Origin of the sequence: Streptomyces sp. M2CJ-2 (assembly GCF_016757295.1) — a bacterium.
GTDB lineage: Bacteria > Actinomycetota > Actinomycetes > Streptomycetales > Streptomycetaceae > Streptomyces.
The window spans coordinates 1-25,666 of the sequence record NZ_JAESIF010000038.1 but is presented as its reverse complement, the minus strand read 5'-3'; the positions used below and the strand labels follow the sequence as shown (position 1 = coordinate 25,666).

Sequence of the window (25,666 nt, the reverse complement as noted above, 5' to 3'; positions counted from 1 at the left end):
GCACGACAGACCGGACGTCCGAGGCTCCGGGGAGGATCCTCGGAACCCGCCCTTTTTCCGCGTAGCACAGTGAGGTGCAGGCAAAGATGGACCGCTCTTCTCACAACCGCCCCCGCAGAATCGCGCCGTTCGTCGCGGTGGCCGCGGCGGCTGCCCTGACCCTCGCCGGCTGCTCCAGCGGTTCCGGCGGCAAGAAGTCCGAGGAAGGCACGGACGCCTCCTCGGCGGGCAAGGCGAGCACGCCCCGCATGACGGTGGCCCTCGTCACGCACCAGGCGCCCGGCGACACCTTCTGGGACATCGTCCGCAAGGGCGCCGAGGCCGCCGCCGCCAAGGACAACGTCAAGCTCGTCTACTCCTTCGACCCGAACGCGGGCAACCAGGCCAACCTGGTGCAGAACGCGATCGACCAGAAGGTCGACGGCATCGCCGTCACCCTCGCCAAGCCGGACGCGCTCAAGAGCGTCATCGACAAGGCGACGAAGGCCGGCATACCCGTCGTCGGCCTCAACTCCGGCCTGAGCGACTGGAAGGACCTCGGCCTGCTCGAGTTCTTCGGTCAGGACGAGTCCGTCGCGGGTGAGGCCTTCGGTAAGAAGCTGAACGAGGTGGGCGCGAAGAACACCGTCTGCGTCGTCCACGAGCAGGGCAACGTCGGCCTGACCCAGCGCTGCGACGGCCTGAAGAAGACCTTCGAGGGCAAGACCCAGATCCTCAACGTCAACGGCGTCGACATGCCGTCGGTGAAGTCGACGATCACCGCCAAGCTCAAGCAGGACTCCGCCATCGACTACGTCGCCACCCTCGGCGCCCCGTTCGCGCCGACCGCGGTGCAGTCGGTGGGCGACGCCGGCAGCAAGGCGAAGGTCGCCACCTTCGACCTCAACAAGGACCTGACCAAGGCGATCCAGGCCGGCGACATCGAGTTCGCCGTGGACCAGCAGCCCTACCTCCAGGGCTACCTCGCCATCGACGGCCTGTGGCTCTACGAGAACAACGGCAACTACAGCGGCGGCGGTGAGCAGCCGGTGCTGACCGGCCCGGCGTTCGTCGACAAGTCCAACGTCGACGCGGTCTCCGAGTACGCCGCGAAGGGCACTCGGTGATGAGCGTGACCCGACAGGCTGAGCCGGCGGTGACCCCACCGCCGGCCTCCGGCCCGAAGGCGAACGACGGCCGCACCGCGCCGCGCACACCGCTCCGCAGACTGCTGGCCAGGCCCGAGGTCGGCGTCTTCCTCGGCGTCGTGGTCGTTCTGGTGTTCTTCCTGATCGCCGCCCCGCCGATGCGGGACAGCAGCTCGATGGCGAACATCCTGTACCAGTCCTCGACCATCGGCATCATGGCCCTGCCGGTGGCGCTGCTGATGATCGGCGGCGAGGTCGACCTCTCGGCCGGCGTCGCCGTGGTCACCTCGGCGCTCACCGCGAGCATGCTCGCCTACCAGCTGTCCATGAACGTATGGGTGGGCGTCATCGCCGCCCTCGCGGTGTCCCTCGCCGTCGGCATGTTCAACGGCTGGTTCCTGATGAAGACGGGCCTGCCCAGCTTCCTGGTCACCCTCGGCACCTTCCTGATCCTCCAGGGCGTCAACCTGGCCGTGACCAAGACGGTCACCGGGAACGTCGCGACCGACGACATCAGCGACATGGACGGCTTCGACCAGGCCAAGGCCCTCTTCGCCTCCAGCTTCGAGCTGGGCGGCGTCCAGGTGAAGATCACCATCGTGTGGTGGCTGGTCTTCGCCGTCCTCGCCGCCTGGGTGCTGCTCCGCACCAAGTACGGCAACTGGATCTTCGCGGTCGGCGGCAACAAGGAGAGCGCCCGCGCCGTCGGCGTGCCGGTGAACTTCACCAAGATCTCCCTGTACATGCTGGTCGGCTTCGGCGCCTGGTTCGTCGGCATGCACCAGCTCTTCTCCTTCAACACCGTGCAGTCCGGCGAGGGCGTGGGCCAGGAGCTCATCTACATCGCCGCCGCGGTGATCGGCGGCTGCCTGATGACCGGCGGCTACGGCTCCGCGATCGGCCCGGTCTTCGGCGCCTTCATGTTCGGCATGGTGCAGCAGGGCATCGTCTACGCAGGCTGGAACCCCGACTGGTTCAAGGCCTTCCTCGGCGTCATGCTCCTCGGCGCCGTCCTCATCAATCTGTGGGTCCAGCGCACGGCGACCCGGAGGTGACAGCGATGACCGACGACACGACCGGCACCCACGGTGCCGTCCTCAAGGACACCGACCCAGGCGGGGAGCACCCCCTGGTCGAACTCCGCGGCGCCGGCAAGTCCTACGGCAACATCCGCGCCCTGCACGGTGTCGACCTGACCGTCCACCCCGGCAAGGTGACCTGCGTCCTCGGGGACAACGGCGCCGGCAAGTCCACCCTCATCAAGATCGTCTCCGGACTGCACCAGCACACCGAGGGCGAGTTCCTCGTCGACGGCACCCCGGTACGCTTCTCCACCCCGCGCGAGGCCCTCGACCAGGGCATCGCCACCGTCTACCAGGACCTCGCCGTCGTCCCGCTGATGCCGGTGTGGCGCAACTTCTTCCTCGGTTCCGAGATGACCAAGGGCCCCTGGCCCCTGCGCCGCCTCGACATCGACCGGATGAAGAGGACCGCGGACGAGGAACTGCGCAACATGGGCATCGTCCTGGACGACCTGGAGCAGCCCATCGGCACCCTCTCCGGCGGCCAGCGCCAGTGCGTGGCCATCGCCCGTGCCGTCTACTTCGGCGCCCGCGTCCTCATCCTCGACGAGCCCACCGCCGCGCTCGGCGTCAAACAGTCCGGTGTGGTGCTGAGGTACATCGCCGCCGCCCGCGACCGCGGCCTCGGCGTCATCTTCATCACCCACAACCCGCACCACGCCTACATGGTCGGCGACCACTTCAGCGTCCTGCGCCTGGGCACCATGGAGCTCTCCGCCTCCCGCAGCGACGTCACCCTCGAGGAACTCACCAACCACATGGCCGGCGGCACCGAACTCGCCGCCCTCAAGCACGAGCTGGCACAGGTGCGCGGCGTCGACGTGGAGGAGCTCCCCGAGGCGGAGGACCTCCAGACCCCCGCAGCGGCATCCCCGGAAGGAAAGACCTGACATGGCAGTCGCGCTCGACCGCATCCGGGTGGGCTCCGCCCCCGACTCCTGGGGCGTCTGGTTCCCCGACGACCCGCAGCAGGTGCCCTGGCAGCGCTTCCTCGACGAGGTCGCCGAGGCCGGCTACTCCTGGATCGAACTCGGCCCCTACGGCTACCTCCCGACCGACCCCGCCCGCCTCACCGACGAGGTGGAGAAGCGGGACCTCAAGGTCTCCGCCGGCACCATCTTCTGCGGACTGCACCGCGGCCCCTCCGAGTGGGAGTCCACCTGGGAGCAGGTCGGCCGGGTCGCCTCCCTCACCCAGGCCATGGGCGCCGAGCACCTCGTCGTCATCCCGTCCTTCTGGCGCGACGACAAGACCGCCGAGATCCTGGAGGCCCCGGAGCTCACCACCGAGCAGTGGGGCCGCCTCACCCAGGGCATGGAACGCCTCGCCCGGCAGGTGCGGGACACCTACGATCTCGACATCGTCGTCCACCCGCACGCCGACACCCACATCGACACCGAGGAACACGTCGAGCGCTTCCTCGACTCCACCGACTCCTCCCTGGTCAACCTCTGCCTCGACACCGGCCACTACGCCTACTGCGGCGGCGACAGCGTCAAGCTGATCGAGACCTACGGCGAACGCATCGGCTATCTGCACCTCAAGCAGGTCGACCCGGAGATCCTCGCCGACGTGGTCGAGAACGAGATCCCGTTCGGCCCCGCCGTGCAGCGCGGCGTGATGTGCGAACCGCCCGCCGGTGTACCGGAGCTGGGCCCGGTCCTCACGGCCGCCCAGAAACTGGGCGTGGACCTGTTCGCGATCGTCGAGCAGGACATGTACCCCTGCGAACCGGACAAGCCGCTGCCGATCGCGGTCCGCACCCGCAAGTTCCTCCGCTCCTGCGGCGCCTGACGGCCAGGAGTCCGACCACCCGGAAAGGGGAGGCGACGACATGAACCGGCAGGGACCCCTGGGAATCGCCGTCATCGGCACGGGCCGCATGGGCGCGGACCACGTACGCCGTATCGACCAGGTCATCAGCGGCGCGCGGGTCACCGCCGTCGTCGACGTCGACGCGGAACGGGCCAAGGCGGTGGCCGCCGGCGTCGACGGCTGCACCGCCCACACCGACCCGGCCGCCGCGATGGCGGCGGCCGACGTCGACGCCGTCCTCATCGCCTCCCCGGGGCCGGCCCACGAGGCGGCCCTGCTCACCGCGTTCGAGCACGACCTGCCCGTCCTGTGCGAGAAACCCCTCACCCCCGACGCGGCCTCCGCGCTGCGCGTCATGGAAGCCGAACAGGCACTCGGCCACCGCCGCGTCCAGGTCGGCTTCATGCGCCGCTACGACGCCGAGTACGTCCGCCTCAAAGCCCTGTTGGAGAGCGGGCAGCTGGGCCGCCCCCTGATGCTCCACAACCGGCACCGCAACGTGGCCAGCCCGCCGTTCTTCACCAGCTCCATGCTGATCAGCGACTCCGTGGCACACGAAGTGGACGCCACCCGCTGGCTGCTGGGCCACGAGATCACCGCGGTCACGGTACTGCGCCCCACCCCCTCCGCCGGCGCCCCGGACGGACTGCGCGACCCGCAGTTCGTCGTCCTGGAGACCGACGGCGGGGCGATCAGCGACGTCGAGATCTTCGTCAACTGCGGCTTCGGCTACCAGGTCCAGGCCGAGGCGGTCTGCGAACGGGGCACCGCCCGCATCGGCGACGGCCACGACCTGGTCACCCACATGGCCGGCCGCTGGGGCGGCACCATCGCCCAGGACTGGGCCGAACGCTTCGCCCAGGCCTACGACGACGAGGTCCAGGCCTGGGTGGACACCACCCGCCGGGGCGAGATCACCGGTCCCAGCACCTGGGACGGCTACGCGGCGGCCGCCGTCTGCGAGGCCGGCGTGCGGGCCCTGGAGGAAGGCGGCCGGGTCGCGGTCGAACTGGCAAAGAAGCCCCCGCTGTACCGGTGAGACGACGTGACGCGTGGTGGGGGCCGTCCTTCGGAAGGACGGCCCCCACGCTCATGCCTGACGTACCTCCTCGAGGGTGACGGGGCGGTGCTCGTGCAGCGAGAGGGTGCACGCCTCCGCGATCCAGCCCGCCTCCAGCGCGTCCTCGATCGTGCAGGGAGAGGGGCGGGACCCGGCCACGACCTCGGTGAACGCGGTCAGTTCGGCCCGGTAGGCCGCGGTGAAGCGGTCCATGAAGAAGTCGTGCGGGGTGCCGGAGGGGAACGTCGTGCCCGGCTCCACCGACCGGAGCGGCAGCTTGTCCTCCAGGCCGACCGCGATGGAGTCCTGGAAACCGTGGATCTCCATGCGGACGTCGTAACCACGGGCATTGTGGCGGCTGTTGGACACCACGGCGATGGTGCCGTCGTCCAGGGTGAGGATCGCGCCGGTGGTGTCGGCGTCGCCCGCCTCCCTGATGTAGTCGGCGCCCCGGTTGCCGCCCACCGCGTACACCTCGGTCACCTCACGGCCGGTCACCCAGCGGATGATGTCGAAGTCGTGCACGGAGCAGTCGCGGAAGATGCCGCCGGACGCGGCGATGTACGCGGCCGGCGGCGGCGCCGGGTCCAGCGTGGTGGAGCGCACGGTGTGCAGCGTGCCGAGTTCGCCGCTGTGCACGGCGGCCCGCGCGGCGAGGAAGGCGGCGTCGAACCGGCGGTTGTAGCCGATCTGGATCGGCACGTCCCGGCCCTCGACCGCCTTCAACACCCGTACGCCCTCGGCCATCGTGCCGGCCACGGGCTTCTCGCAGAACACGGGGACGCCCGCCTCGACACAGGCGAGGATCAGTCCCGGGTGGGCGTCGGTTGCCGCGGCGACCACCACGCCGTCCACCCCGGCCGCGAGCACGGCCTCGGGGGAGTCGGCGACCTCGGCGTCGAACCGGTCCGCGGCGGCCTTCGCGGCGTCCGCGAAGGGGTCGGAGACGACGAGCGACTCGACGGCGTCGAGCCCGGAGAGGGTCTCGGCGTGGAAGGCGCCGATGCGGCCGAGGCCGAGGATTCCGATGCGCATGGGGTTGGTGCTCCTTGGGTGCGGGGGTGCGGGGGTGCGGGGGCGCGTACGAGCGGACCGCGGCAGAGCGGGGGAGGTCAGTCGAGGCCGCCGAGGACGTTCTGGTCCCAGTCGATCACGGAGCCGGTGACCACGCCGGAGCGGTCGGACAGCAGGAGGACCACGAAGTCGGCGATCTCGTCCGGCCGGCCCAGCCTGCCCATCGGCAGCCGGGCGGCGGCCCGCTCGCGCCAGTCGTCGCCGGCGGCGTGGAAGGTGCGCTGGGTGGCGTCCTCGCCCTCGGTCGCCGTCCAGCCGATGTTCAGGCCGTTGATCCGGATCCGGTCCCAGCGGTGGGCGTGGGCGGCGTTCCGCGTCAGGCCCATGAGCCCGGCCTTGGCGGCGACATAGGGCGCGAGGAACGGCTGCCCGCCGTGCGCCGACGAGGTGATGATGTTGACGACCGTGCCGGGCGCCTCGCGCCGCACCATGTCCGCCACGGCGGCCTGCATGGCGAAGAACGGTGCCTTGAGGTTGATCGCGACGTGCTGGTCGAACAGCTCCGGCGTGGTGTCCAGCAGCGTGCCGCGGGCGGTCAGCCCCGCCGAGTTGACCAGGCAGTCGACCCGGCCGTGGGCCCGCACCACCTGGGTGACGGACCCCTTCGCCTGCTCGGCGTCCGCCAGGTCGGCGCGGACGAACATCGCCTCGCCGCCCGCGGCCGTCAGCTCCGCCACCAGGGCCTCACCGGGCTCGGGGCGGCGCCCGGTGACGGCCACGACCGCCCCCTCGCGGACGGCGGCCCGCGCGACGGCGGCGCCGACGCCCTGGCTGCCGCCGTTGACGAGGACGACCTTGTCGTCGAGAAGTCCCATGACTGTGCTCCTGGGGTCCGGTCCTTTCAGCTGTCGCGCCGTTTGGCTGCGGCCCGCAGCGCGTCCCGCAGGGTCCGCGCGGTCCACTCCTCGCGCAGCGCCCGCCGTACGAGGTCGGCCTGCGAGGGCGGGGCCAGACCGTCGACCGGCGGGTCGTTGTCGAGGTTGGTGGGGAAGGGGTAGCCCTCGGCGCTCGCCGCGATCACGTTCTCCTGCCACTGCTCGCCGGCGCCCTCCGCCCGGCCCTTGAGCAGCGCCGGGTAGACGGCTCCGGTCACGGCCTCGCGGTCCACCGTCTCCATGGCCCGCCCGAACGCGGAGGACACCTGGAGCAGGTTGGCCATGCGCCGGATGTCCGCCGAGCGGTTGGCGCCGGCGGCGTGGAACAGAGCCGGGTTGAAGAAGACCGCGTCGCCCTTGGCGAGCGGCAGCTGCACGTGGTGCTCCTCGAAGTACGCCTGGAACTCAGGGAGCCGCCAGGCGAGGTAGCCGGGCCCGTACTTCTGCGAGTGCGGCAGATACAGCGTGGGACCGGACTCGACGGGCATGTCGCAGTGCGCGACCGCGCCCTGGAGGGTGAGCACGGGGGAGAGGCGGTGCACGTGCGCCGGGTAGGCGGTGGCGACCTCGTTGGACAGGAAGCCCAGGTGGTAGTCGCGGTGCACGGTCTGGGCGGCGCCGCCCGGGTTGACCACGTTGATCTGGGAGGTGACCTGGTAGCCGGGGCCGAGCCAGGCCGAGGAGACCAGGGCGATCACGTCGTTGGCGTAGTAGTCCGCGAAGGTCTGCGGGTCGTGGAGGGCGGTCTTCTCCAGGGCGTTCCACACCCGGTCGTTGGCGCCCGGCTTGGCGAAGTGGTCGCCGGCGGCGGCGCCCGTGGCGCGCTGCTCGGCGATCAGGGCGTCGAACACGGCGGTGGCCCGGTCCACGACCGCCGGATCGGGGAAGGCACCCCGGACGACCACGATGCCGGGGCCGCCCGAGAGGGCGCGCACCAGCTCGGCCTGCGCGTCGCGGCGGTCCGCGAGGGCGAGCCGGTCGGCGTCGTAGAGCAGCACGTTCTGCTCCACGGCCGAGGCGTACGGGTAGTCGGCGCCTTCCGTGGTCTGCTCGACCAGGGCACGGAAGGCGTCCAGGTCGCAGTCCTGCTCGGACAGCCAGGGCCGCTGCTCCGTGGACGGCTGGGCCGGGGTGGAAGCGGTGGAGAAGGACATGTTCGTCCTTTCGGGTCACGGGGGACTCGGCTCTGCCATTCTTGTCAGTACAAAGCCTTCGAACAACCATCAGCCAGCCATCAAAAACCCCTCAGGATCCTCAGGAGCCGGCGCATGGGCCACCCCTTCCCGATCAGGGAAATCGCACGTCAGGCAGGGCTGAGCGAAGCCACGGTCGACCGGGTCCTCAACGGCCGCGGCGGGGTGCGGGAGAGCACCGCGCAGGAGGTGCACCGCGCGATCGCCGACCTGGACCGGCAGCGCACCCAGGTCCGGCTGGTCGGCCGCACGTTCATGGTGGACATCGTGATGCAGTCGCCCGAGCGGTTCTCCACCGCCGTGCGCGCCGCCCTGGAGGCCGAACTGCCCGCGCTGCACCCGGCGGTGGTCCGCTCCCGCTTCCACTTCCGCGAGACCGGCCCCGCCGAGGAACTGACCGCCGTCCTCGACCGGATCGCCCGGCGCGGCTCGCAGGGCGTGATCCTCAAGGCGCCGGACGTCCCCGAAATCACCGCCGCCGTCGGCCGGCTCGCCGCGGTGGGCATCCCGGTGGTGACCCTGGTGACCGACCTGCCGACGAGCGCCCGGGTCGGCTGTGTCGGCAGCGACAACCGGGCCGCGGGCGCCACCGCCGCCTATCTCGTGGGCCAGTGGCTGGGGGACCGGCCCGGCCATGTGCTCACCAGCCTCAGCAGCGGGTTCTTCCGCAACGAGGAGGAACGCGAGATGGGCTTCCGGGCCGCCATGCGCGCCCGGCACCCCGGGCGCGCCCTCGTCGAGATCGCCGAGGGCCAGGGCCTGGACACCACCCAGTACGACCTCGTCCGGGCCGCCCTGGACCACGACCCGGACATCCGCGCGGTCTACTCGATCGGCGGCGGCAACATCGCGACCCTGCGGGCCTTCGAGGACGCCGGGCGGGAGTGCGCCGTGTTCGTCGCACACGACCTCGACCACGACAACACCCGGCTGCTGCGGGAGCACCGCCTGTCCGCGGTGCTCCACCACGACCTGCGCCAGGACCTGCGCGAGGCCTGCCACATCGTGATGCGCGCGCACGGCGCCCTGCCGCCCGCGGGCCCCACCCTGCCGTCCCCGATCCAGGTGGTCACGCCCTACAACATGCCGTCGCAGGCCGTGACGTGACGGGGTGACGGCGTGTGGCGAACGGGCGGCGGGCCGGGCGTGACGGTGGCGGTGTTCCTCCTGGCCGTCCCGCCGGCCCTGCTGATCGGGCCCGCCGCCGTGTGGTGGTGGCTGGTGCTGATCCCGGTCGAGGTCTGGCTGGGCCGCGGGGAGGCGGCGGCCTCCGGCTGACGCTCACGACGCCGCGTCCACCGTCACCCATGCCCCCTGCTCGGCCGACCGGGCCATGGCGTCCAGCACGCTCGCGCTGTGCACGGCGTCGGCGAGGGTGGCGCCGTACGGGACGCCCTCGGCGACGGAACGCAGGAACCGGTACGCCTCGACGACCTTGAGGTCGTCGTAGCCCATGGCGTTCGCCGCGCCCGGCTGGAACGCGCCGAACTCACCGTCGCCCGGACCGACGTAGACCGTGCTCACCGGCTGGTCCTGGTACGCGGTGCCGCGGCTGACGCCGAGTTCGTTCATCCGGCGGAAGTCCCAGAACACGGCGCCCTTGGTGCCGTGCACCTCGAAGCCGTAGTTGTTCTGCTCGCCGACCGAGACCCGGCAGGCCTCCAGCACCCCGCGCGCGCCGGAGGCGAAGCGCAGCAGGCAGTTCACGTAGTCCTCGTTCTCCACCGGGCCGAGTTCGCCGCCGGTGGCGCGGGAGTGGCCGGCCGTGGCCCCGGCCGGGCGGGCCCGCTCCGGCAGGAAGATCGCCGTGTCGGCGGTCAGCGAGGCGATGTCGCCGAGCAGGAAGCGGGCCAGGTCGGCGCCGTGCGAGGCCAGGTCGCCGAGGACTCCGCTGCCGCCGCGCTCCCGTTCGTAGCGCCAGGTCAGCGCGGACTCGGGGTGGGCGGCGTAGTCGCTGAACAGGCGGATGCGGGCATGGGTGACGGTGCCGATGTCACCGGAGGCGATCAGCGTGCGGGCCGCCTCGACGGCGGGCGCGTTGCGGTAGTTGAAGCCGACCGCGCTGCGGACACCGGCCTTGGCGACGGCGTCGGCCACCGCGCGGGCGTCCTCGGCGGTGAGACCGACGGGCTTCTCGATCCAGATGTGCTTCCCGGCCTCCGCCATCGCGACACCGATCTCGCGGTGCAGGAAGTTCGGGGCCGTGATGCTGACCGCCCGGACCCGTGGGTCGGCGGCCACCTCGCGCCAGTCGCGGGTCGTGCCGGCGAACCCGAACCGTGCGGCGGCCTCCTCGGCCCGGCCCGGCACCTCCTCGGCGACCGTGATCAGCTCAGGGCGCAGGGCGAGCTGCGGATAGTGGTGCGGCACGCGCGCGTACGCCTGGGTGTGCACCCGCCCCATCCAGCCGAATCCGACGACGGCGACACCGAGCGTATCCACCATGAGAGCCCTTCCCTGGACCGTTCCGTCACCGGACCGTTCCGTCATCCGTTCAAGATCCGTCCTGCTTGTCCAGACAAACCTTGAGCGTGTTCGGGTGAGAGTGTCAAGGAGCCGCAGGTCGAACCCGACAGGACGTGGGAGTACGGCGGCTCGACCACGTCGACTCCCTCGCGCCGATCTCACCGTCGGCACCGATGTGTTCGTCGAGACGGGACCGCACAAGCACGCCGTTCAGCAGGTGTTCTTCCGCCGGGTCCGCGAACCGGGCGGCAACCGCGTCGAGTTGTGCGACCCAGGCCCACGGCACACCGCCGGGCGACGGACCGCACTCCGCATGAGGTAGGGTTGACCTGCGAGATCACGCGGTTCGCCGCGCGGAACGCAACGGGACGTGGCGCAGCTTGGTAGCGCACTTGACTGGGGGTCAAGGGGTCGCAGGTTCAAATCCTGTCGTCCCGACTTTACGAAGTCGCAGGTCAGGGGTCATCTCAGAGGAGATCTGAAATGGCCCCTCGATCATTCTCGGGGACCGGCTGGGGACCAGAACACTTGACTGGGCTGAAGCGCGCCTTGACCCGGTCAAGGCGCGCCGTACGGCCCGTCGGCGTGCGCACTTTCCGCCCTCCACGGAACGATGCTCGCACGCCCGCGCCCATCCAACGCCCCTGCCGACAGCGGTCGATGTTCGTACTTGTGTTCTGGGGTTGCTGACCGAAGGCAGGTGCCGTCGGGCCGACGTCCGCCGCGTGTGGCTGGTCACTACCAACGACAATCTCGACGCGCTGCGGTCCCACCAGCGGTGAGGCACCCGGTGGTCGAGCGGTTCGGCGCCGGCTGCGGGCCTGTCCGGCGAGGTGGTCCGCGTCGGTGTGCTTCGGTGCTGTGCGCCGTAGGCTGGCGCCGTCGGGCGCACGGCCCGGTCCGGAGCAGGCGGAGGGGACATGCCGGAGGAGTTGGCGCGGTTCGAACTCGGCGACGGGGACGCCTCGGTGTACGTGGCTTTCGAGGACCAGAATCCGGAGATCGTGCGGGCCCGGGGCCGTAACCGGTCGGGGAACGGTGCCGTAGATGTCGCGGCGGGACGGTTCGAGGAAGGGCTCGACCAGGTCCGGCAGATGGCCGGGCGGACGCTGGAACGGATGGTGTCGCTGCCTGCCCCGCCGTCGGCCGTGGAGCTCGAGTTCGGGGTGAAGTTCAACGTGGAGACCGGTGCGGTGATCGCCCGTACCGGGGTCGAGGGGCACCTCAAGGTCAAGGTGGTCTGGGAGCGGGGCGAGCAGCACCGACAGCCCGAGGAGGTCGAAGCGTCCTCGACCACGTCGGTCCCGGCCGGAGGCGGGAACGGAGACGACGCGGCCGCAGGTCAGTCGGACGCGCAGGCGGGGGCGGACGGCGAGGGCTGAGCCATCGGCTGGTCCGCGGGCCCGGGGACAGGCCCGGCCACCGGGCTCGCCGTCGAGCCTGCCCCCGTCACCCTGCTGGTAGCCACGTGTGCGGACTTCGGTTCCGGTGACGGCCCGGGCTCCTGTTCGGGAGTCCGGGCCGGTGCTGGAGCCGGGCCCGGGGTGTGCGCCGTCCCGGAGCGGCTCTTTGTCGTTTCGTCCTGCTCCTCAGCCGTCTCCCGTGGCTTCCACGTCCGGCGTTCCAACTGGCTGCGGTACAGCGTCGTGCGTCCCGTCACTGCCGACGCACACAGGACCGCCAGCATGCCCGGCCCCAGGAGGGAGGCGTCCGCGACCATCTCCGTCGCCATGACCAGCACGCCGAGCGGCGCGTTGGCCACGGGACCCAGGCAGGCGGCCATGCCCACCACCACGTACGGGAACGGTCCGGCCGACGGCAGGTGCAGCGCCTCGCCGAGGCGCCAGGCGAGCGCGCCCGTCCCCGCACCCACGACCATGCACGGTCCGAAGATACCGCCGGAGCCGCCGGAGCCGACGGTCAGGGCCGTGCCCGCGATCTTCGCGAGCGGGATGGCGAGTAGCAGCAGTACGGGAAGCCCGGCGACGAGTTCGCGGTCGGTGAGCGCCTCCATCAGGCCGTACCCCGTGCCGAGCACGCCGGGCACGAGCAGCCCGAGGATGCCCACGAGCAGGGCGGCGGCCACCGGAGTGGCGATCCGGGCCGGTACGGACCGGACGCGATCCTCGGTGCGCAGGTGCACGGCGTAGAAGGCGCTGGTGTAGAGCCGGCCGGCCAGTCCGCACAGCAGCCCGGTCACGGCGATCAGGACGAAGTCGCTCGCTCCGAAGCCCGGCCCGTCCGGCGCGTGCCGCCCGAGGACGGGCGCGAAGCCGTAGCACGCGCCGAAGACCAGCCAGCCCGCGCAGGCCGCCACGAGCGCCTTGGGCAGCACCCGGGCGTCCATGTCCCTGCGGTACAGGAGCTCCGCGCCGAGCAGCGCCCCGCCCAACGGGGCCTGGAAGATCGCGCCGACGCCCGAGGCGAGACCGATCACCAGGGCGGTGCGGGCCTGTCGACGGGACATGCCGGTACGGCGGGCGATCACCGAGCCGAATGCCGCAGAGATCTGCGCGGCGGGCCCCTCCGTACCGCCCGAACCGCCGGAACCGATGGTCAGCGCCGACGCGACGAGCTTCACCACGGTCGTCCGGCCGCGCATCCCGGCCGGATCGTGGTGTGCGGCGGAGATCGCGGCGTCCGTCCCGTGTCCGCGCGCTTCTGGGGCCAGCCAGAGGGCGAACGCGGTGGCGAGGAGCGCGCCCCCGGCGGCCACCAGTGGGACGGCCCAGGGGCGTTCGGACGGGACCAGGTCGCGAGGGCCGCCCTCGGAGGAGGTCCGATACGGGCGGAATCCGGCGATGTCTTCGAGGAGTAACTCGGTGCACAGATGCAGCAGTCCGAACAGCGCCACTGCGCCCAGCCCCGCTACCGTGCCGATCAGCAGGGCCGGCACGATCCAGCGGGACAGTGGGTCGGCCGATGCTCCCGGAGAGGGGAACAGCCGGGCCGCGGACCATGGCAGAGGGCGACCGGCGCTGGAGCGAGGTGCTGTGGTCTTTCGCTTCCAACTCATCGGATCTCCCTGGCTGTTCGGGTCATTTCGCATAGCATTGTGGCCCAGGGAAGGGCAGGTCCGCGCCACCGCCGCGCCGCCTCGATCACACCGCCGGTGATCGGCCATCTGTTTGGCGAGGTCGATGAGTGGTCATGACACGGGGAGGAGCCCGCACGTCTCCGCGCACGACGGAGCGCAGAGACGCCGGAGGCGGGCGGGCCGTGGGATACGCGCGCGACAGGGGGAGTGCATGAGGGCCGGTCCACTCGAGCGAGGTCCGGACGTCGTACCGCCCGCGAGGGCGCCAGAGCTGATGGACCCGGCGGAACCGGCGGACCTCCCGGCGGTTTCCTGTCTCCCGGATCTCGCGGGGCTTCCGCTGGAGGAGCTCCTCGACGCGCCGAATCCGGTGCTAGCACGCGCTGCCAGGCGCGTCCTCGACCGGCTGAGGGCCGAGGAGGCGCCGCTCGCCGCCTACGACTCGTCCGCCGTGCCCGTCGACGACCTCCTGGTGTGACCGTGCCCGAACGGTCCCGGCCGCCGCTTCCGTTCCGGGAGTTCCTGGTCAAGGTGCACAGCCGCTGCAATCTCGCCTGCCGCTACTGCTATGTGTACGAGAGCGAGGACAGGGGCTGGCGCACCCAGCCGGTCCGAATGACCCCCGCGACGGCAGGGCGGCTCGCCCTGCGGATCGCCGAGCACGCCCGCAGTCACGCCCTCCGTTCCGTTCGGGTGATCCTGCATGGCGGCGAACCCCTGCTCGCGGGTGGGGAGTTCCTCGCCCGGTTCGTCCGCGGACTGCGGGCCGTGCTGCCCGCCGCCACCCGTGCCGAGGTGGCCCTCCAGACCAACGGCACCCTCCTCGACGAGACGGTCCTGAGGCTCTGCCACGCCGAGGACATCCAGATCGGGGTCAGCCTGGACGGCCCGCCCGCCGTCCACGACCGGTACCGCCGCGACCCGGCCGGCCGCGGCAGCCACGCCCGGGTGGCCACCGCGCTGGAACTCCTCGCTCGCCCCGAGCACCGTCCGCTCTGGGGCGGGCTGCTCACCACGGTCGACCCCTCGACCGACCCGCTCGCCACGTACGACCACCTGCTCTCGTACAACCCGCCTGCCCTCACCCTCATCCTGCCGCTCGGCAACTGGACCGTCCCCCCGCCCGGCCGCGTCCCGGACCCGGCCCGCACCCCGTACGCCGACTGGCTCGTCCAGGTCTTCGACCGCTGGTACGGAAGTGCGGGTCGGGCGCCGCGTGTCACCCTCTTCGAGTCGGTGATCGACCTGCTGCTCGGCGGTGATTCCAGCAGCGAGGTGATCGGCGGCGGCCCGAGTCGGCTCGCCGTGATCGACACCGACGGTTCACTCACCCTCTCCGACCACCTCAAGACCACCTACGACGGCGCCGACCGGACGGGACTCAGCGTGTACCGCGACCCGTTCGACGTGCTGCTCCGCCACCCGGGCGTCGCGGCCCGCCAGGCCGACCGGACGGGGCTCTGCGCCGCCTGTCAGGCCTGTCCGCTGGTCGCTGTGTGCGGCGGCGGCCACTATCCGCACCGCTACCGGGAGGGATCCGGCGGCGTGGGTCACGACAACCCGTCCGTGTACTGCCCCGACCTCGCCCGGTTCATCGGCCATGTGGCACAGACCGTCGCTGCCGACCTCCCGACGGCGGCGACGGCGAAGGCGATGGCGACGGCAGGGCGGGCCCCGGGCTGCCGGGGTGCGGAGCACGGCGGATGAGTATCCGGTCCTTGCCTCCGCGTGTTTTCCGGCAGGACTTCTGGGAGCCCCTGGCGGCCGGTGCCCCCGGCCCGGCCGTCCTCGCCGCCCTGCGCACCGCCCGCCGCAACCGCAACCTCCTGCTGCTTCGCGTCGCCCACCAGTGTCACCGGGCCGACCCGCACTGGGCGGCGGCGGTGGCCCTGCTCGCCGAGGTCCGCCGCGCCCGGCCGGAGGTCTTCGCCGAACTGCTCGGCGACCCGGAGGCCGGCGCCTGGCTTGCGCGGCACTCCCATCCTCGTACCCCCGAGGGCGTAACCGTGCGCGGCACCGATCGCGAACCCGCTCCCGGACTGGCCCGTTTCGCCGCCGCGGCAGCCCTCCGCGCCGGGCTCCGCTTCCGGATCCGGGTGCCGGTCGCGAACGGTACAGCGCTGGTCCTGCCCGGACTCGGCGCTGTCCTCTTCCCGGACCCAGGCCCCTGCGCCGCCACCGTCCTGTGCGACGGGAGCGGCGCTGCGGCCGTACGGGACGGGGAGCGGCCGGTACCGATCCACGGCGCCTCGGCGGCCGCTCCCGACGGCACCGGGGGCTGGTTCCCCGTGCCGAGGCTGCGCCTCGGCGGCCGGGCCGCCGTACGGCTCGACACCCTCGACCCGCTGCGGCTCGGCGGTCCGGCCCCCCTGCAGCCCCGCCCCCTGTCGCCTGCCGAGCACGCGGGCTGGGGCCATCGACTCGACGGCGCCTGGCACTTGCTGACGGCACGTCACCCCGAGCGGGCGGAGACGGTCGCGGAGGTGCTGCGCGTGCTTGTGCCGCTCACGGGGGAGGACGGAACCGGCTGGCGCAGCGCCTCGTTCGGCGACGCGACCGGACTGGTCGCGCTCTCCCCGGTCGACGACCCGGCCGAACTCGCCGCAGACCTCGTCCACGAGACCCAGCACTCGCTGCTCTACGCCGCCATGGACCTCGTCGAACTGCTCGATTCCCCGCCCGGTGCCCGGGCCGACGCTCCCTGGAGCGATCGGCCCCGCCCACCCGCCGCGCTGCTCCAGGGCGGCTCCGCCTTCCTCGTCACGGCCGGCTTCTGGCGCACCGAACTGCGGCTCGGCAACCCCGCCGCCCGGCGGCTGTACGAGCACTGTCGCCGCACCGCCGCAGCCGCCCTCGCCACCCTCACCGCCCACGACGACTGGACGACGGAGGAGGGCCGGCGGCTGCTCGGTGCCCTGCACGCCGTTCTCGCCTCGTGGGAAGAGCGGGACCGCCGCCCGCTCCCGTAAGGCCGCTGCCCGGCCCACGGATGCGGGCGACGGCCCTGCGGGTGCCGGAGCGTCACAGTGGGGGCGGCTCGATGTCGCACTCCGCGCGTCGCCCGGCCTCCGCCGACAGCGTCTCCCAGTGATCGGCCCCCAGGATTTCGTGGTAGCGGCGCACCACCGAGGCCAGCAGCTCCGCGCCCCGCTCCTCCTCCCCACAGGACACGAGGTCGAGCGACACGTTGCACAAGGCGGCCAGGGTGGCCGGATGCCGGTCCCCGTAGCACTCCTCCAGGGTTCGGGCACACCGCTCACCCAGGTCGCGCGCCGCCTCGTGCTCGCCCGCCTTGGCCAGTCCCGTCGCCAGGTTGACGTGCGCGAGCAGCGGCCACGGATGCGTCTCGTGCAACGCCCGTTCGAGACCGGGCGCAGTCGCCTGGTCGAGCCGGAGCGCCTGCGGGAACTTGCCCACCGCGCGCAGCGCCGCACCGTGATTGACGGCCGCCACGTACGTCAACGGGTGCTCGGCGCCGAGCACCGTCCGGTACTGCTCCACGGCCTGCGCGCTCTGTCGCTCGGCAGCCTCCGCGTCGCCCGTCAGCCGCAGGTCGTTGGCGAGGTTGGCGAACGCGGCGAGCGTGTCGATGTGCATCGGCCCGAAGATCGCCAGGTACAGGTCGAGCGCCTCCTCGGCCAGCGCCCGCGCCCAGTCGAAACGACCGGCCTTGCGGCAGGTCACCGACATGTTCTTGATCGCCCGCATGGTGTGCGGATGCCGGTCGCCGTACTGCGCGCGGTACTGTGCGAGCGTCTGTTCCTGGAGCTCCAGCGCCGCCGCGTACTCGCCGCACTCACGCATGTCTCGGGCCACGTTGTTGACGGAGAAGAGGGTGGAGGGCGTGGTGGGGCCGAGGACCGTGCGGCGGTCGTGGTAGACGCGCCGGTCGAGGTCCAGGGCCTCCCCGTAGCGCCCATTGACACGCAGGCTCACCCCGTAGTTGTGTCCGGCCCGCAGGGCGAACGGGTCCTCTGCCCCGTACACGCTCACGCTGCGCCGGTACGCGTCCTCGTCCAGCTCCAGGGCGTCCGCGAACCGGCCCGCTGTCCGCAGGTCGGCGGCGAGTGCTCCGGCGGCCGTGAGCGTGTACTCGTGGTCGTCGCCCACGGTCTCCCGAAGCCGCCGCAACACCTCCTCACTCAGCGGCCGCGAGATGGCGAACTCGGCCAGCTGCCAGTGCGCGCTCGCCCGGTACCGCGTCGCCCACAGGGTCTGGAGGTCGTCCGCGCCCAGGAACGACCGCCAGTCCGTGCTGATCCGCTCGCCGAGCTGCGCCGCTCCGCGCAGCACGCCCCGCGCCAGCAGATAGGAGATCAGGTTGGTCGCGGTGTCCCGGATGTGCCGGTCGTCGCAGTGCGGCAGCCCCGTCGGCTCCAGGTGCGGAAGGATGTCGGCGTAGTTCCGCCAGTACTCGGGCCGCTGGGTGTCGCCCGGGTCGTGCGCGGCAATGACCTGGTGCACCAGGTGCCGCATGTCGCTCTGCGTCTGTGCCGACAGTTCGTCCTGGAGGACCGCTCGCACCAGCCGGTGCATCTGCACCGTCCCGGCCACGTTGTCGACAGTGAGCAGTGAGAACTGGTTGATCGCCCGGATGGTACGGCCCCGGGACAGCGGGTCGCGGGCAAGCCGCATGAGCGCCGGGGGCAACGGCAGCATCCTGGCATCGTGCAGGAAGCCCAGCGCCACCGGCTCGGGCCCGAAGAAGGCCAGCAGGCGCAGGAGTTCGAGCGCGCCCGGCGTCTGCGTGGCCAGCGACTCCATGGAGGCCCGCCACACCACAGCCACCGGCAGGGTGATCGAGTCGACGCCTTCGGCCAGTACCTCGGCCCGCCGCCGCTCGATCATCGTCAGGAAGTCCGGCACCGCGATGCCGGTCTGTCGCTGCAGTGCCGCGCACTGCTCCAGGGCGAGCGGCAGATCGCCCAGGAGTTCGGCCAGTTGGTCCGCCTGCTCCGGACTGGCCCAGGGGGCGCGCGCCCGCAGGAAGCCCAGGCTCTCGGTGCGGGTGAACACGTCCATCTTGGTCGCGAGCACCCGGTCCGACCAGCCGGCGTGGCGCGAGGTGATGAGGATGCGCCCGGCTCCCTCGGAGTCGCCGATCAGTGACGGCAGATACGGGATGACCTCGTTGGGCTGTCCCGCGTTGTCGAACACCAGCAGCCAGCGGTTGTGCGGCACGCCCGAGGCCAGCGCTGCCAGCACACGCGCCACCGTATCGCTCTGCGGGTCCGGCACCAGGCCGAGTTCCGGTGCCAGCATGGTCAGCTGGGCGCGGATCACTGCGGGCTGCTCGGCGTCGATCCACCACACCCGGTCGTACTCGTGCCGATGCAGCTGGACGTACTTCAGTGCGAGCTGCGTCTTTCCGACGCCCCCGAGGCCGTGCAGCGCGTGCGGCAGGACAGCGGCCCGCGTGCTCGTCCCCAGCTGCCGGTGCAGCTCGGCCAGTTCGGTCTCGCGCCCGGCGAAGTGCGGATTGGGCAGGGGTACGGAACGGGGCGAACGGGACTGGTTGGAGGGGGCCGGTCCCTTGGTGCCGGGACCGGTGCCGATGTCGCCGGAGCCGGGGGACGTGGCACCCGGTGCGGTGCCTCCCGCCGGTGGGGGTTCCATGGTGGTGGTGTCCTTTACGTTCGGGGGCATTGTGCCGTTGTGCTGGGCGGAGGCGGCTCCGGTTCCGGCCTCGTTTCCGGGGCGGGGGTCATCTCCTGCTCCGTCGGTCGGCGGAGGTCCGGCCGCAGCCGGCTTCTCGCCCGCTCCGCCGTCTGCCGGCCGACCTGCCCGCGAGGCGCCGTCCGCAGGAGCGCTCCCCGCCGGATCCTCCTCCGCCGTCACCCCTTCCCCGGTGGTGACCGGACCGAACGGAGTCGTGCCCCGAACCCGGTCCCAAACCGCACCATAGGGTGGACCGAGCGCCCTGAGCGCGGGCCCTGCGGCGTCGAGGAGTTCGCGGTCCAGATCGGTGAGGGTGTCCGCGTGGGGTTTCTCCCGGCTGCCGATCACGGTGCTCAACAGGTCCGACCGCGCCCCGACCGCACGTCCGGCCAGCGCGGAGGTCTCCTGGAGTGTGCGCAGCAGCTCGGTGCGGCCCAGCCCGCGCAGTAGCCGGGAACGCACCCCGTCCAGGAACTCGAACATGTACTCCTCGCCAGTCCGTCCCTGGTCGGCCGTGGTGCGTAACGCGAGCAGTCCGCCCAGCAGGATTTCCGCGAACGGCAGCGGTCCGCCGGTCGCCGTCGGCCCCTGCCGCACCGCCTCCACCACTTCGGGCCGTAGCGGCACCATCGCGAGTCGGGCCGCCAACCGCCGCGCGGTCGGCGAGGCGTGCTGCAGGAACCGCCGCACCGCCAGGTCTGGTGGCACCGGACGGCGCCGCTCCTCCCAGGTGAACGGAGGCAGGCAGTGCGGCGTGAGCCCCTGCTCGTCCACCAGCAGCGAGGTCGTTTCGGCCCATGGCAGGGCGCCCCCGGTCACCATCCGGGCCCAGCCCGTGAACCAGTCGGGCTCCAGCTCCAGCACGGGTACGGGGACGGGCAGCGGGTCGGCCGGGTCGCTGTCGCGGGGCCGCTCCCACCGGCCGTACCGCAGCAGTTCGAGACGGGAGTTGGGGAGCCCCGGCGCGGGGGCGCGCACCCGCAGTTCCATCGGTACGCCGTCGCAGAGGTCCCACAGATGGGTCGGAAGCGGCTGCAGCACGGCGACGGGCGCGCGTCTGCCCCAAGTGTGCAGCAGTCGGGGCGCGGCCCCGCCCGCCCAGGCGTCGCCCACGCAATCGCTCATCACCAGAACGATCCGGCGCCCGTCCGGATGGAACAGTTCGGCAGGGCTGTGCCGAAGCCCCCCGTCGGCCGAGCGCAGCACCGCGTGCTTGCCGTCCTGGGTGTCCAGCGACCAGAGCCGTACGTCGGCGAACGCACCCTGCATGCGCAGCAGTTCGGCGAACGCGCGGGCCACTGGCTGCCACACCGTCATGGACACGCTGCGCTCCACGACGAAGGCCACCTCGAACCAGCGGTCGGGCGGCCGGGTGAGCACCGGGTTCCACTGGCCGGTCTCGGCCGCCCGTACCGCGGTCGCCTCCTCGTCCAGCACCCGCCGCCGGGCGCCGCCCGGCAGCCGACGATTGAGCGGCCGCAGAGCCCGGGCCAGACCCCGGGCGTCGCGGAGCGCGCCGGGCAACTCCTCTCCGGTGACGGCCCCCCGGCCGGAGGAGAGCGTGTGGGAGACCCGGGGGAGGGCGGGCAGCGGGCCGTCGGGGACGGTCTGGCCGGTGGCGCCAGCGCCGGGAGCGGAGGAGCCGTCCGCCGGGGCCGGCTCCATTCCGCTGACACCGCTCCCGGGACCCGTTCGGGTGTCCGCCCCGTCGTCCGTTCCTGTGCCGGTGTCCGCTGCTTCGGCCATGTCCTCCGTCGTACGGGAGGCTCCGGAAGGATGGTTGAGGGCGGCACCGGTTTCGCGGCCGTCGGCGCCCCGATCGCCTGTGTCCCGGTCGTCGGTGTCAGGGTCGGGGCCCGGCGGCCCCTCCTCCTGGCCGATTATCTCCGCGAGCCAGATCGCCTCCGCCCATTCGCGGGCCGTGGGCTCTGCGGAGCCCCCGGGTCCGGTCATGGTGAGGTGTCCGAGGACAGTTTCCGCCAGAGGGCGTCGCGCAGTTGCCGCCAGGAGGCGTCGTCCGCCTCGGCGGCGCCGTTGGTGAGCATGTGCACGGTGTTGAGCAGCTGGTCGATGGCAAGGTCGGCGCTGTCGCCCCGCTGCTCCACGAACTCCCGCACCAGCTCCCGCGTCCGCTCGTCAAGCGCCCCGCCGAAGTGGGAGGCGACCATTATGGCGAGCCGCTGCCCGTCCGGCGCGGGCATCCGCACCTCCAGACACCTGCGGCGAAAGGCGGGTGGGAAGTCGCGTTCCCCGTTGCTGGTGATCACTACGATGGGGAACTCGGCACAGCGCACCCGGCCTGCCGCCACGGTGACCCGGTGGTCGTGGTCGGCGGTGGCCACCTCCACCTGGCGCTGCGACTGGGCGAGCCGCTCCAGCTCGGGGACGCGGTACTCGCCCTCCTCGAAGATGTGCAGCAGGTCGTTGGGGAGGTCCACGTCGCTCTTGTCCAGCTCGTCGACGAGGAGCACCCGGGGCCGCCGCCACGGCAGCAGGGCCGTCCCCAGCGGACCAAGCGTGAGGTAGCGGCCGATGCCGGGCAGTGGGCTGTCCCCGGTGGAGGAGCGGCGCCCCGGCTGCGGGCCGTCCTGGACCCGGCCGATGGCGTCGTAGTCGTACAGGCCGTCGCGGAGCGTGGTGCGGCTGACCACCGGCCACCACAGCACCCCGCCCAGCCCCAGCTCGGAGGCGATCTGGTGGGCGAGGGCGGACTTCCCGGTGCCTGGCGCGCCCGTGACGAGCAGAGGGCGGCGCAGATGGATTGCGGCGTTGACGACGTGCAGCACCTTCGGGTTCAGCGTGCCGCCGCGTCGCCTGCCGAGTCGGCGCCAGGTGTCGTGGCCGTCGGCGGGCACCGGCACGGCCAGCGGACCGCGCTCGGACTCCGACCGGAAACGGCGCCAGGCCGGCGGCGGGGGAAGCTTCGGCAGCACCTCGTCCTGCGGCGAGCGGTGCTCACCGGTGTCCCGGAAGACCCACCAGCCGGGCACGGAGGATCCGTCGGTCCCACCGGCACCACTCGTGCCGCCCGTCGCGCGGTGCACGGTCCCGCTCATGGCAAGCCACCCCCGGTCGACGGATGCCCCAGTGCGGAGTCCGCCCCCTCCAGTCCGTCACGACCGTCCCACACTAGGCTGATGTGGCGATGCAGGTCCAGAACGGAGAACGCCTCCGCGTCCGGCCCCACTTCCCCCCTCAGCATCCTTACCCGCTCGGGCAGTTCCATGAGCCTGCCGGCCAGTACTTTTCGTGTCTTCCGTTCCGCCTCCGGATGGCCGCCCACCTTGCGCACCGCCACGATCACCGGAATCCCCATCTCCAGCAGCACGTTGACCGCGTCCCCCTCCAAACCACCGGTGTACGGGGGAGGTTCGAGGAACAGCCAGCCCAGCTGCTCGCGGTCGTGACGCAGCTGCCGGAGCAGCTCGACCGGCCGCAACTGCTCGCCGTACGGCACCACGCGCACGGCGGCCGACTCGAAGGCGGTCTCCAGGGCGGTGGTGAGGAGGTTGGACCGCGCGTGGAGCTGCGGACGCCAGTGCGGCTTCGCCCACCGGTCCCGGCTGCGGACCAGGACCGTGTGGTCGGCGCCGATCGGACGAGCCACCGAGTCCGGCGGCCGGGCCATGATCTGGTCCACCGGCAGCCACAGCAGCGGCCTCGGCAGCAGGAACTCGACCACCATCCCCGCGCTCAGCTCCCCGAGCCTCTGCACGCAGGACAGATAGCGGCCCGCGACCTCTTCCTCCATCGCGGACCGTGAGGACAGCTGCATCGGCTCGCCGTACGGCCGTGCTCCGTCCGGGCCGGGCGGTACCACCCAGGACCGCACGGTGTAGAGGTGGGACACGGGCGTGCGCGCGGTGATCTCCACGAGGAACCGGTACGGGGAGAGCGGTCGGCCGGCCCGGGCGGCCACCTCGTCGCGCAGCCGGACCAGCCGCTGCGGACTGCGGCAGCCAAGCTGGGCGGCGACCCGCCCGCTCCAGGCGTGCAGCCGGGCCCGGAGCGGGGTGTCCTCCAGGACGGCGACGGTCTCGACGAGGACGAGCAGGGGGTGTGGCTCGTCCTCCCAGCCGTACGGCAGGTCCTCAAAGACCGTCAGCAGGGCCGCGATCTCACCGTGCCGGTCGTCGTGGCCCCGGCCGGACCCCCAGTCCTCGGGGGAGGCCGGGGCGGCGCCGGACTCGTGCAGGACGCGCAGGGCGAGGGGGCGCAGCCGGGGCGCCTGCTCGCAGGATTCCAGGAGCTCGCACAGGGTCCGGCGGTGATGCGGCTCCAGGAGGTCCGAAGGGAAGAGCTGCCGGTGCAGCCGCTCCACCGTCCGCCAGCTGGTCGTCTTCTGGTGGCCGCGGGAGAACTCCTCCAGATAGACGGTCAGTCCGCCCGGATGGTCGGCGCAGTAGGCCAGCTCCAAGGCGAGCGCCTCCACGGTGACGCCCTCGGGCGAGCGCGGGGCCGCCCCGCACTCCGACGTGACCCGGCGGAGCGCCGCCCGCCGGGCCGAGGAGGTGTCCGCGGGCGAGCGCTGGAGCCGGACCATCTCATGGGCCAGCGTCCAGTACGGATCGTGGGAGCCGCTCATCGGGCGGCTCCATCGCCGGCCCCCCGCGCACGCAGCCGGGCGACCTCTCGGTCGAACTCCCGCATCGGCAGCGAGCCCGACTCGTACCAGCGCAGCGCCGCCGCGAACCGGTCGATGCCGTCCTCGTACTCCAGGCAGAGCCCGAGCACGGCCCGGGCGTCGTTGATCAGGACCCCGGTTCGCTCGACATGGAAGGCTATGTGGTCCCCGGTGTCCCGCAGCACCCGCTCGCGGCGGTGCGGATCGGCGAAGCTCCGCACCTTCACGAGCACCCGGGCAAGATCCCGCTCGGCGCTGGGCGGCCAGGGTGGCGGAAGGATGTCCTCCGTGCCGGGGTCGCGGTCCGATCCGTACGAACCGGGGTCGTTGGCCGAGTTGTAAGAGCCGGGGGCACGGTCCGGAGCGTACGAGCCGAGCCTGTGATGCGAGCCGTACGGTCGGCGCGTGTGGGGACCGGATCCGCGGGGCCCGTCGGCGCCCGGGACCCGGTCCGCCCCGGTGGCGGGGTTGGTCACCGCGTCCGCGAGATCGGGGCAGTACCGTACGAGGGTCTCGACCGGGACCATCCAGCCGGTACGGCGCTCCGCGCGGGTGTCCTCCGCGACCACCAGGCCGATCACGTCCCCGGAGTCGTCGACGACCCCCGCCCCGCTGTAGCCCTGTCGCAGCCGGTCCCCGGCCTCGCCCGCCGCCTCGAGCTGCATCCACTCGGGGCTCAGTCCGCCGGGCCCCACCAGCCGCGCTCGCACCCACAGCCCGGCGGGCGCGCCGAGGACCTGTCCGAAGGCCCGGACGATCCGGTCGCGGGCGGGGCCGCACGGCCGCAGCCCGGCGGGCCGGCAGTCGACCGGGGCGTCCTCGTGCAGGTCGAGCACCGCGACATCGGCCCGCTCCTCGTCCGGCGGCGCCCATCCCCGGAGCGCGACTCCGGCGCGCACCGGCCCGGCGCCGGGCGCGAGGGAGCCGGAGAAGTCCACCGTGAGCTCCGCCTCCCGCGGGTCCCCGTCGTCGGGGCCGAGCGCCCCTTCCACGACGTGCGCGCAGGTCACCACCCTGCCGCCGGCCACGAGCACCCCTGCGCCGACCGGCGTGCCCTGTGCGTCCAGGATCCGTACGCGCCACGACTCCGCGAGTGAATGTTCCACCCCTGTGCCCCCCGTTCCCCGCTCCACGAGCCTCCGCCACGCGCCCCGTCCGCCGGGGCCGGGCACGGCCGCGGTGAACCAGGTGCTGGAGGCGCGCGTGTTACGGCCATGCTAAGCAGCAATACCCGGTCAGCGTCACGGCAAGTCGTCTGAATCGGACGGGACGGCCGAAGGGTGGCCGAATGCCGCCGTCGGAGTTTTCCGCAGGCCGAGACGGTCGGGGACAGGGCGTCGGTCGGGGCCGTCAGTCTTCACGACTGGTTCTCTCCGACGACTCCTCCGAGAATCCGACGCCCTGTGGGCGCTCCACCGTGTTTTCGGCCACAGCTCTTTCCACGGGGAGCAGCAGGAGACCGTCGAGCAGGTCGTCAGCGGAGACACCCTCGCCCTGATGTCGACCGGAGGCGGGAAGGCACTGGTCGGAGAGGGCGCGGGCGTTGTGATACCGCCGCCGGCGGGGTGCCGCTCTTCGTGTGGACCAGGGACCTGCCGGTCGGCAGGCGCGCCGACAAGAACAACCGGATCACCGGCGCCCGGCTGGTGAAGGAC

Annotated in this window: 20 protein-coding genes, 1 tRNA gene and 1 pseudogene; 13 read left to right on the top strand and 9 right to left on the bottom strand. The window is 72.3% G+C overall.

The features are described 5' to 3' along the window. Window positions 1-86: 86 nt before the first annotated feature. The 5 genes from JL475_RS25040 to JL475_RS25020 are packed head-to-tail and all read left to right on the top strand — an operon-like array spanning window position 87 to window position 5,063. Window positions 87-1,106 carry a sugar ABC transporter substrate-binding protein gene (locus JL475_RS25040; RefSeq protein ID WP_202280185.1) on the top strand — a complete coding sequence of 340 codons (1,020 nt, stop codon included), beginning with the start codon at window positions 87-89 and terminating at the stop codon, window positions 1,104-1,106. Continuing rightward, window positions 1,106-2,182 (top strand): ABC transporter permease, encoded by a 1,077-nt coding sequence (locus JL475_RS25035; RefSeq protein WP_202280184.1) that lies wholly within the window; start codon window positions 1,106-1,108, stop codon window positions 2,180-2,182. The genes JL475_RS25040 and JL475_RS25035 overlap by 1 nt, the downstream gene beginning before the upstream one ends. A 5-nt stretch (window positions 2,183-2,187) precedes the next feature. Then, window positions 2,188-3,099 carry an ATP-binding cassette domain-containing protein gene (locus tag JL475_RS25030; RefSeq protein ID WP_202280183.1) on the top strand — a complete coding sequence of 304 codons (912 nt, stop codon included), beginning with the start codon at window positions 2,188-2,190 and terminating at the stop codon, window positions 3,097-3,099. A 1-nt stretch (window position 3,100) separates the two neighbouring features. Then, complete coding sequence (locus JL475_RS25025; protein WP_202280182.1) at window positions 3,101-4,003, top strand: sugar phosphate isomerase/epimerase; 903 nt, start codon at window positions 3,101-3,103, stop codon at window positions 4,001-4,003. 40 nt (window positions 4,004-4,043) lie between these two features. Then, complete coding sequence (locus JL475_RS25020) at window positions 4,044-5,063, top strand: Gfo/Idh/MocA family protein (protein ID WP_202280181.1); 1,020 nt, start codon at window positions 4,044-4,046, stop codon at window positions 5,061-5,063. 51 nt (window positions 5,064-5,114) lie between these two features. Here the strand turns inward: JL475_RS25020 and JL475_RS25015 are convergent, their stop codons facing one another. The 3 genes from JL475_RS25015 to JL475_RS25005 form a co-directional block, all read right to left on the bottom strand. Beyond that, window positions 5,115-6,119 (bottom strand): Gfo/Idh/MocA family oxidoreductase, encoded by a 1,005-nt coding sequence (locus tag JL475_RS25015; protein WP_202280180.1) that lies wholly within the window; start codon window positions 6,117-6,119, stop codon window positions 5,115-5,117. A 77-nt stretch (window positions 6,120-6,196) separates the two neighbouring features. After that, on the bottom strand, window positions 6,197-6,973 hold the full coding sequence (locus JL475_RS25010) for an SDR family oxidoreductase (RefSeq protein WP_202280179.1): 777 nt from the start codon (window positions 6,971-6,973) through the stop codon (window positions 6,197-6,199). 26 nt (window positions 6,974-6,999) lie between these two features. Further along, window positions 7,000-8,187 (bottom strand): phytanoyl-CoA dioxygenase family protein, encoded by a 1,188-nt coding sequence (locus JL475_RS25005; RefSeq protein WP_202280178.1) that lies wholly within the window; start codon window positions 8,185-8,187, stop codon window positions 7,000-7,002. 114 nt (window positions 8,188-8,301) lie between these two features. Between JL475_RS25005 and JL475_RS25000 the strand changes: the two genes are divergently transcribed. Then, window positions 8,302-9,333 carry a LacI family DNA-binding transcriptional regulator gene (locus tag JL475_RS25000; protein ID WP_202280177.1) on the top strand — a complete coding sequence of 344 codons (1,032 nt, stop codon included), beginning with the start codon at window positions 8,302-8,304 and terminating at the stop codon, window positions 9,331-9,333. Window positions 9,334-9,345: 12 nt separating this feature from the next. Next, complete coding sequence (locus tag JL475_RS24995; protein WP_237408181.1) at window positions 9,346-9,504, top strand: hypothetical protein; 159 nt, start codon at window positions 9,346-9,348, stop codon at window positions 9,502-9,504. Between the two features lie 3 nt (window positions 9,505-9,507). Here the strand turns inward: JL475_RS24995 and JL475_RS24990 are convergent, their stop codons facing one another. Next, window positions 9,508-10,671: a Gfo/Idh/MocA family protein gene (locus tag JL475_RS24990; protein ID WP_202280176.1), complete on the bottom strand. Its 1,164-nt coding sequence runs from the start codon at window positions 10,669-10,671 to the stop codon at window positions 9,508-9,510. Window positions 10,672-10,843: 172 nt separating this feature from the next. Here JL475_RS24990 and JL475_RS40245 point away from each other — a divergent pair. From JL475_RS40245 to JL475_RS24980, 3 genes and pseudogenes are all read left to right on the top strand, one after another. Continuing rightward, window positions 10,844-10,966 (top strand): annotated as a pseudogene (locus JL475_RS40245) (catechol 2,3-dioxygenase); the annotation flags it as partial. Between the two features lie 90 nt (window positions 10,967-11,056). Continuing rightward, window positions 11,057-11,130: transfer RNA gene (locus JL475_RS24985), tRNA-Pro, on the top strand. 482 nt (window positions 11,131-11,612) lie between these two features. Continuing rightward, window positions 11,613-12,074 carry a CU044_2847 family protein gene (locus tag JL475_RS24980; protein WP_202280175.1) on the top strand — a complete coding sequence of 154 codons (462 nt, stop codon included), beginning with the start codon at window positions 11,613-11,615 and terminating at the stop codon, window positions 12,072-12,074. On the opposite strand, the gene JL475_RS24975 is transcribed toward JL475_RS24980, so the two are convergent. After that, on the bottom strand, window positions 12,035-13,708 hold the full coding sequence (locus tag JL475_RS24975; protein WP_202280174.1) for a chloride channel protein: 1,674 nt from the start codon (window positions 13,706-13,708) through the stop codon (window positions 12,035-12,037). The genes JL475_RS24980 and JL475_RS24975 overlap by 40 nt on opposite strands. Window positions 13,709-13,940: 232 nt before the next feature. On the opposite strand from JL475_RS24975, the gene fxsA reads away from it, so the two are divergent. From fxsA to JL475_RS24960, 3 genes are read left to right on the top strand one after another with little or no spacing between them, the layout of a single operon-like run. Next, on the top strand, window positions 13,941-14,207 hold the full coding sequence (gene fxsA, locus JL475_RS24970) for an FxSxx-COOH cyclophane-containing RiPP peptide (protein WP_202280173.1): 267 nt from the start codon (window positions 13,941-13,943) through the stop codon (window positions 14,205-14,207). Further along, window positions 14,204-15,436: an FxsB family cyclophane-forming radical SAM/SPASM peptide maturase gene (locus tag JL475_RS24965; protein ID WP_202280172.1), complete on the top strand. Its 1,233-nt coding sequence runs from the start codon at window positions 14,204-14,206 to the stop codon at window positions 15,434-15,436. The genes fxsA and JL475_RS24965 overlap by 4 nt, the downstream gene beginning before the upstream one ends. 11 nt (window positions 15,437-15,447) lie before the next feature. After that, window positions 15,448-16,698, top strand: coding sequence for an HEXXH motif-containing putative peptide modification protein (locus tag JL475_RS24960; protein WP_202280171.1), 1,251 nt, complete (start codon window positions 15,448-15,450; stop codon window positions 16,696-16,698). A gap of 52 nt (window positions 16,699-16,750) precedes the next feature. Here the strand turns inward: JL475_RS24960 and fxsT are convergent, their stop codons facing one another. The 4 genes from fxsT to JL475_RS24940 are packed head-to-tail and all read right to left on the bottom strand — an operon-like array spanning window position 16,751 to window position 25,117. Next, complete coding sequence (gene fxsT, locus JL475_RS24955; RefSeq protein WP_202280170.1) at window positions 16,751-21,340, bottom strand: FxSxx-COOH system tetratricopeptide repeat protein; 4,590 nt, start codon at window positions 21,338-21,340, stop codon at window positions 16,751-16,753. Continuing rightward, window positions 21,337-22,443, bottom strand: coding sequence for a MoxR family ATPase (locus tag JL475_RS24950; RefSeq protein WP_202280169.1), 1,107 nt, complete (start codon window positions 22,441-22,443; stop codon window positions 21,337-21,339). The genes fxsT and JL475_RS24950 overlap by 4 nt, the downstream gene beginning before the upstream one ends. Further along, window positions 22,440-23,972 (bottom strand): hypothetical protein, encoded by a 1,533-nt coding sequence (locus JL475_RS24945; protein WP_202280168.1) that lies wholly within the window; start codon window positions 23,970-23,972, stop codon window positions 22,440-22,442. The genes JL475_RS24950 and JL475_RS24945 overlap by 4 nt, the downstream gene beginning before the upstream one ends. Beyond that, window positions 23,969-25,117, bottom strand: a complete 1,149-nt coding sequence (locus tag JL475_RS24940) for a trypsin-like peptidase domain-containing protein (RefSeq protein WP_202280167.1) — start codon at window positions 25,115-25,117, stop codon at window positions 23,969-23,971. The genes JL475_RS24945 and JL475_RS24940 overlap by 4 nt, the downstream gene beginning before the upstream one ends. Window positions 25,118-25,666 lie beyond the last annotated feature (549 nt).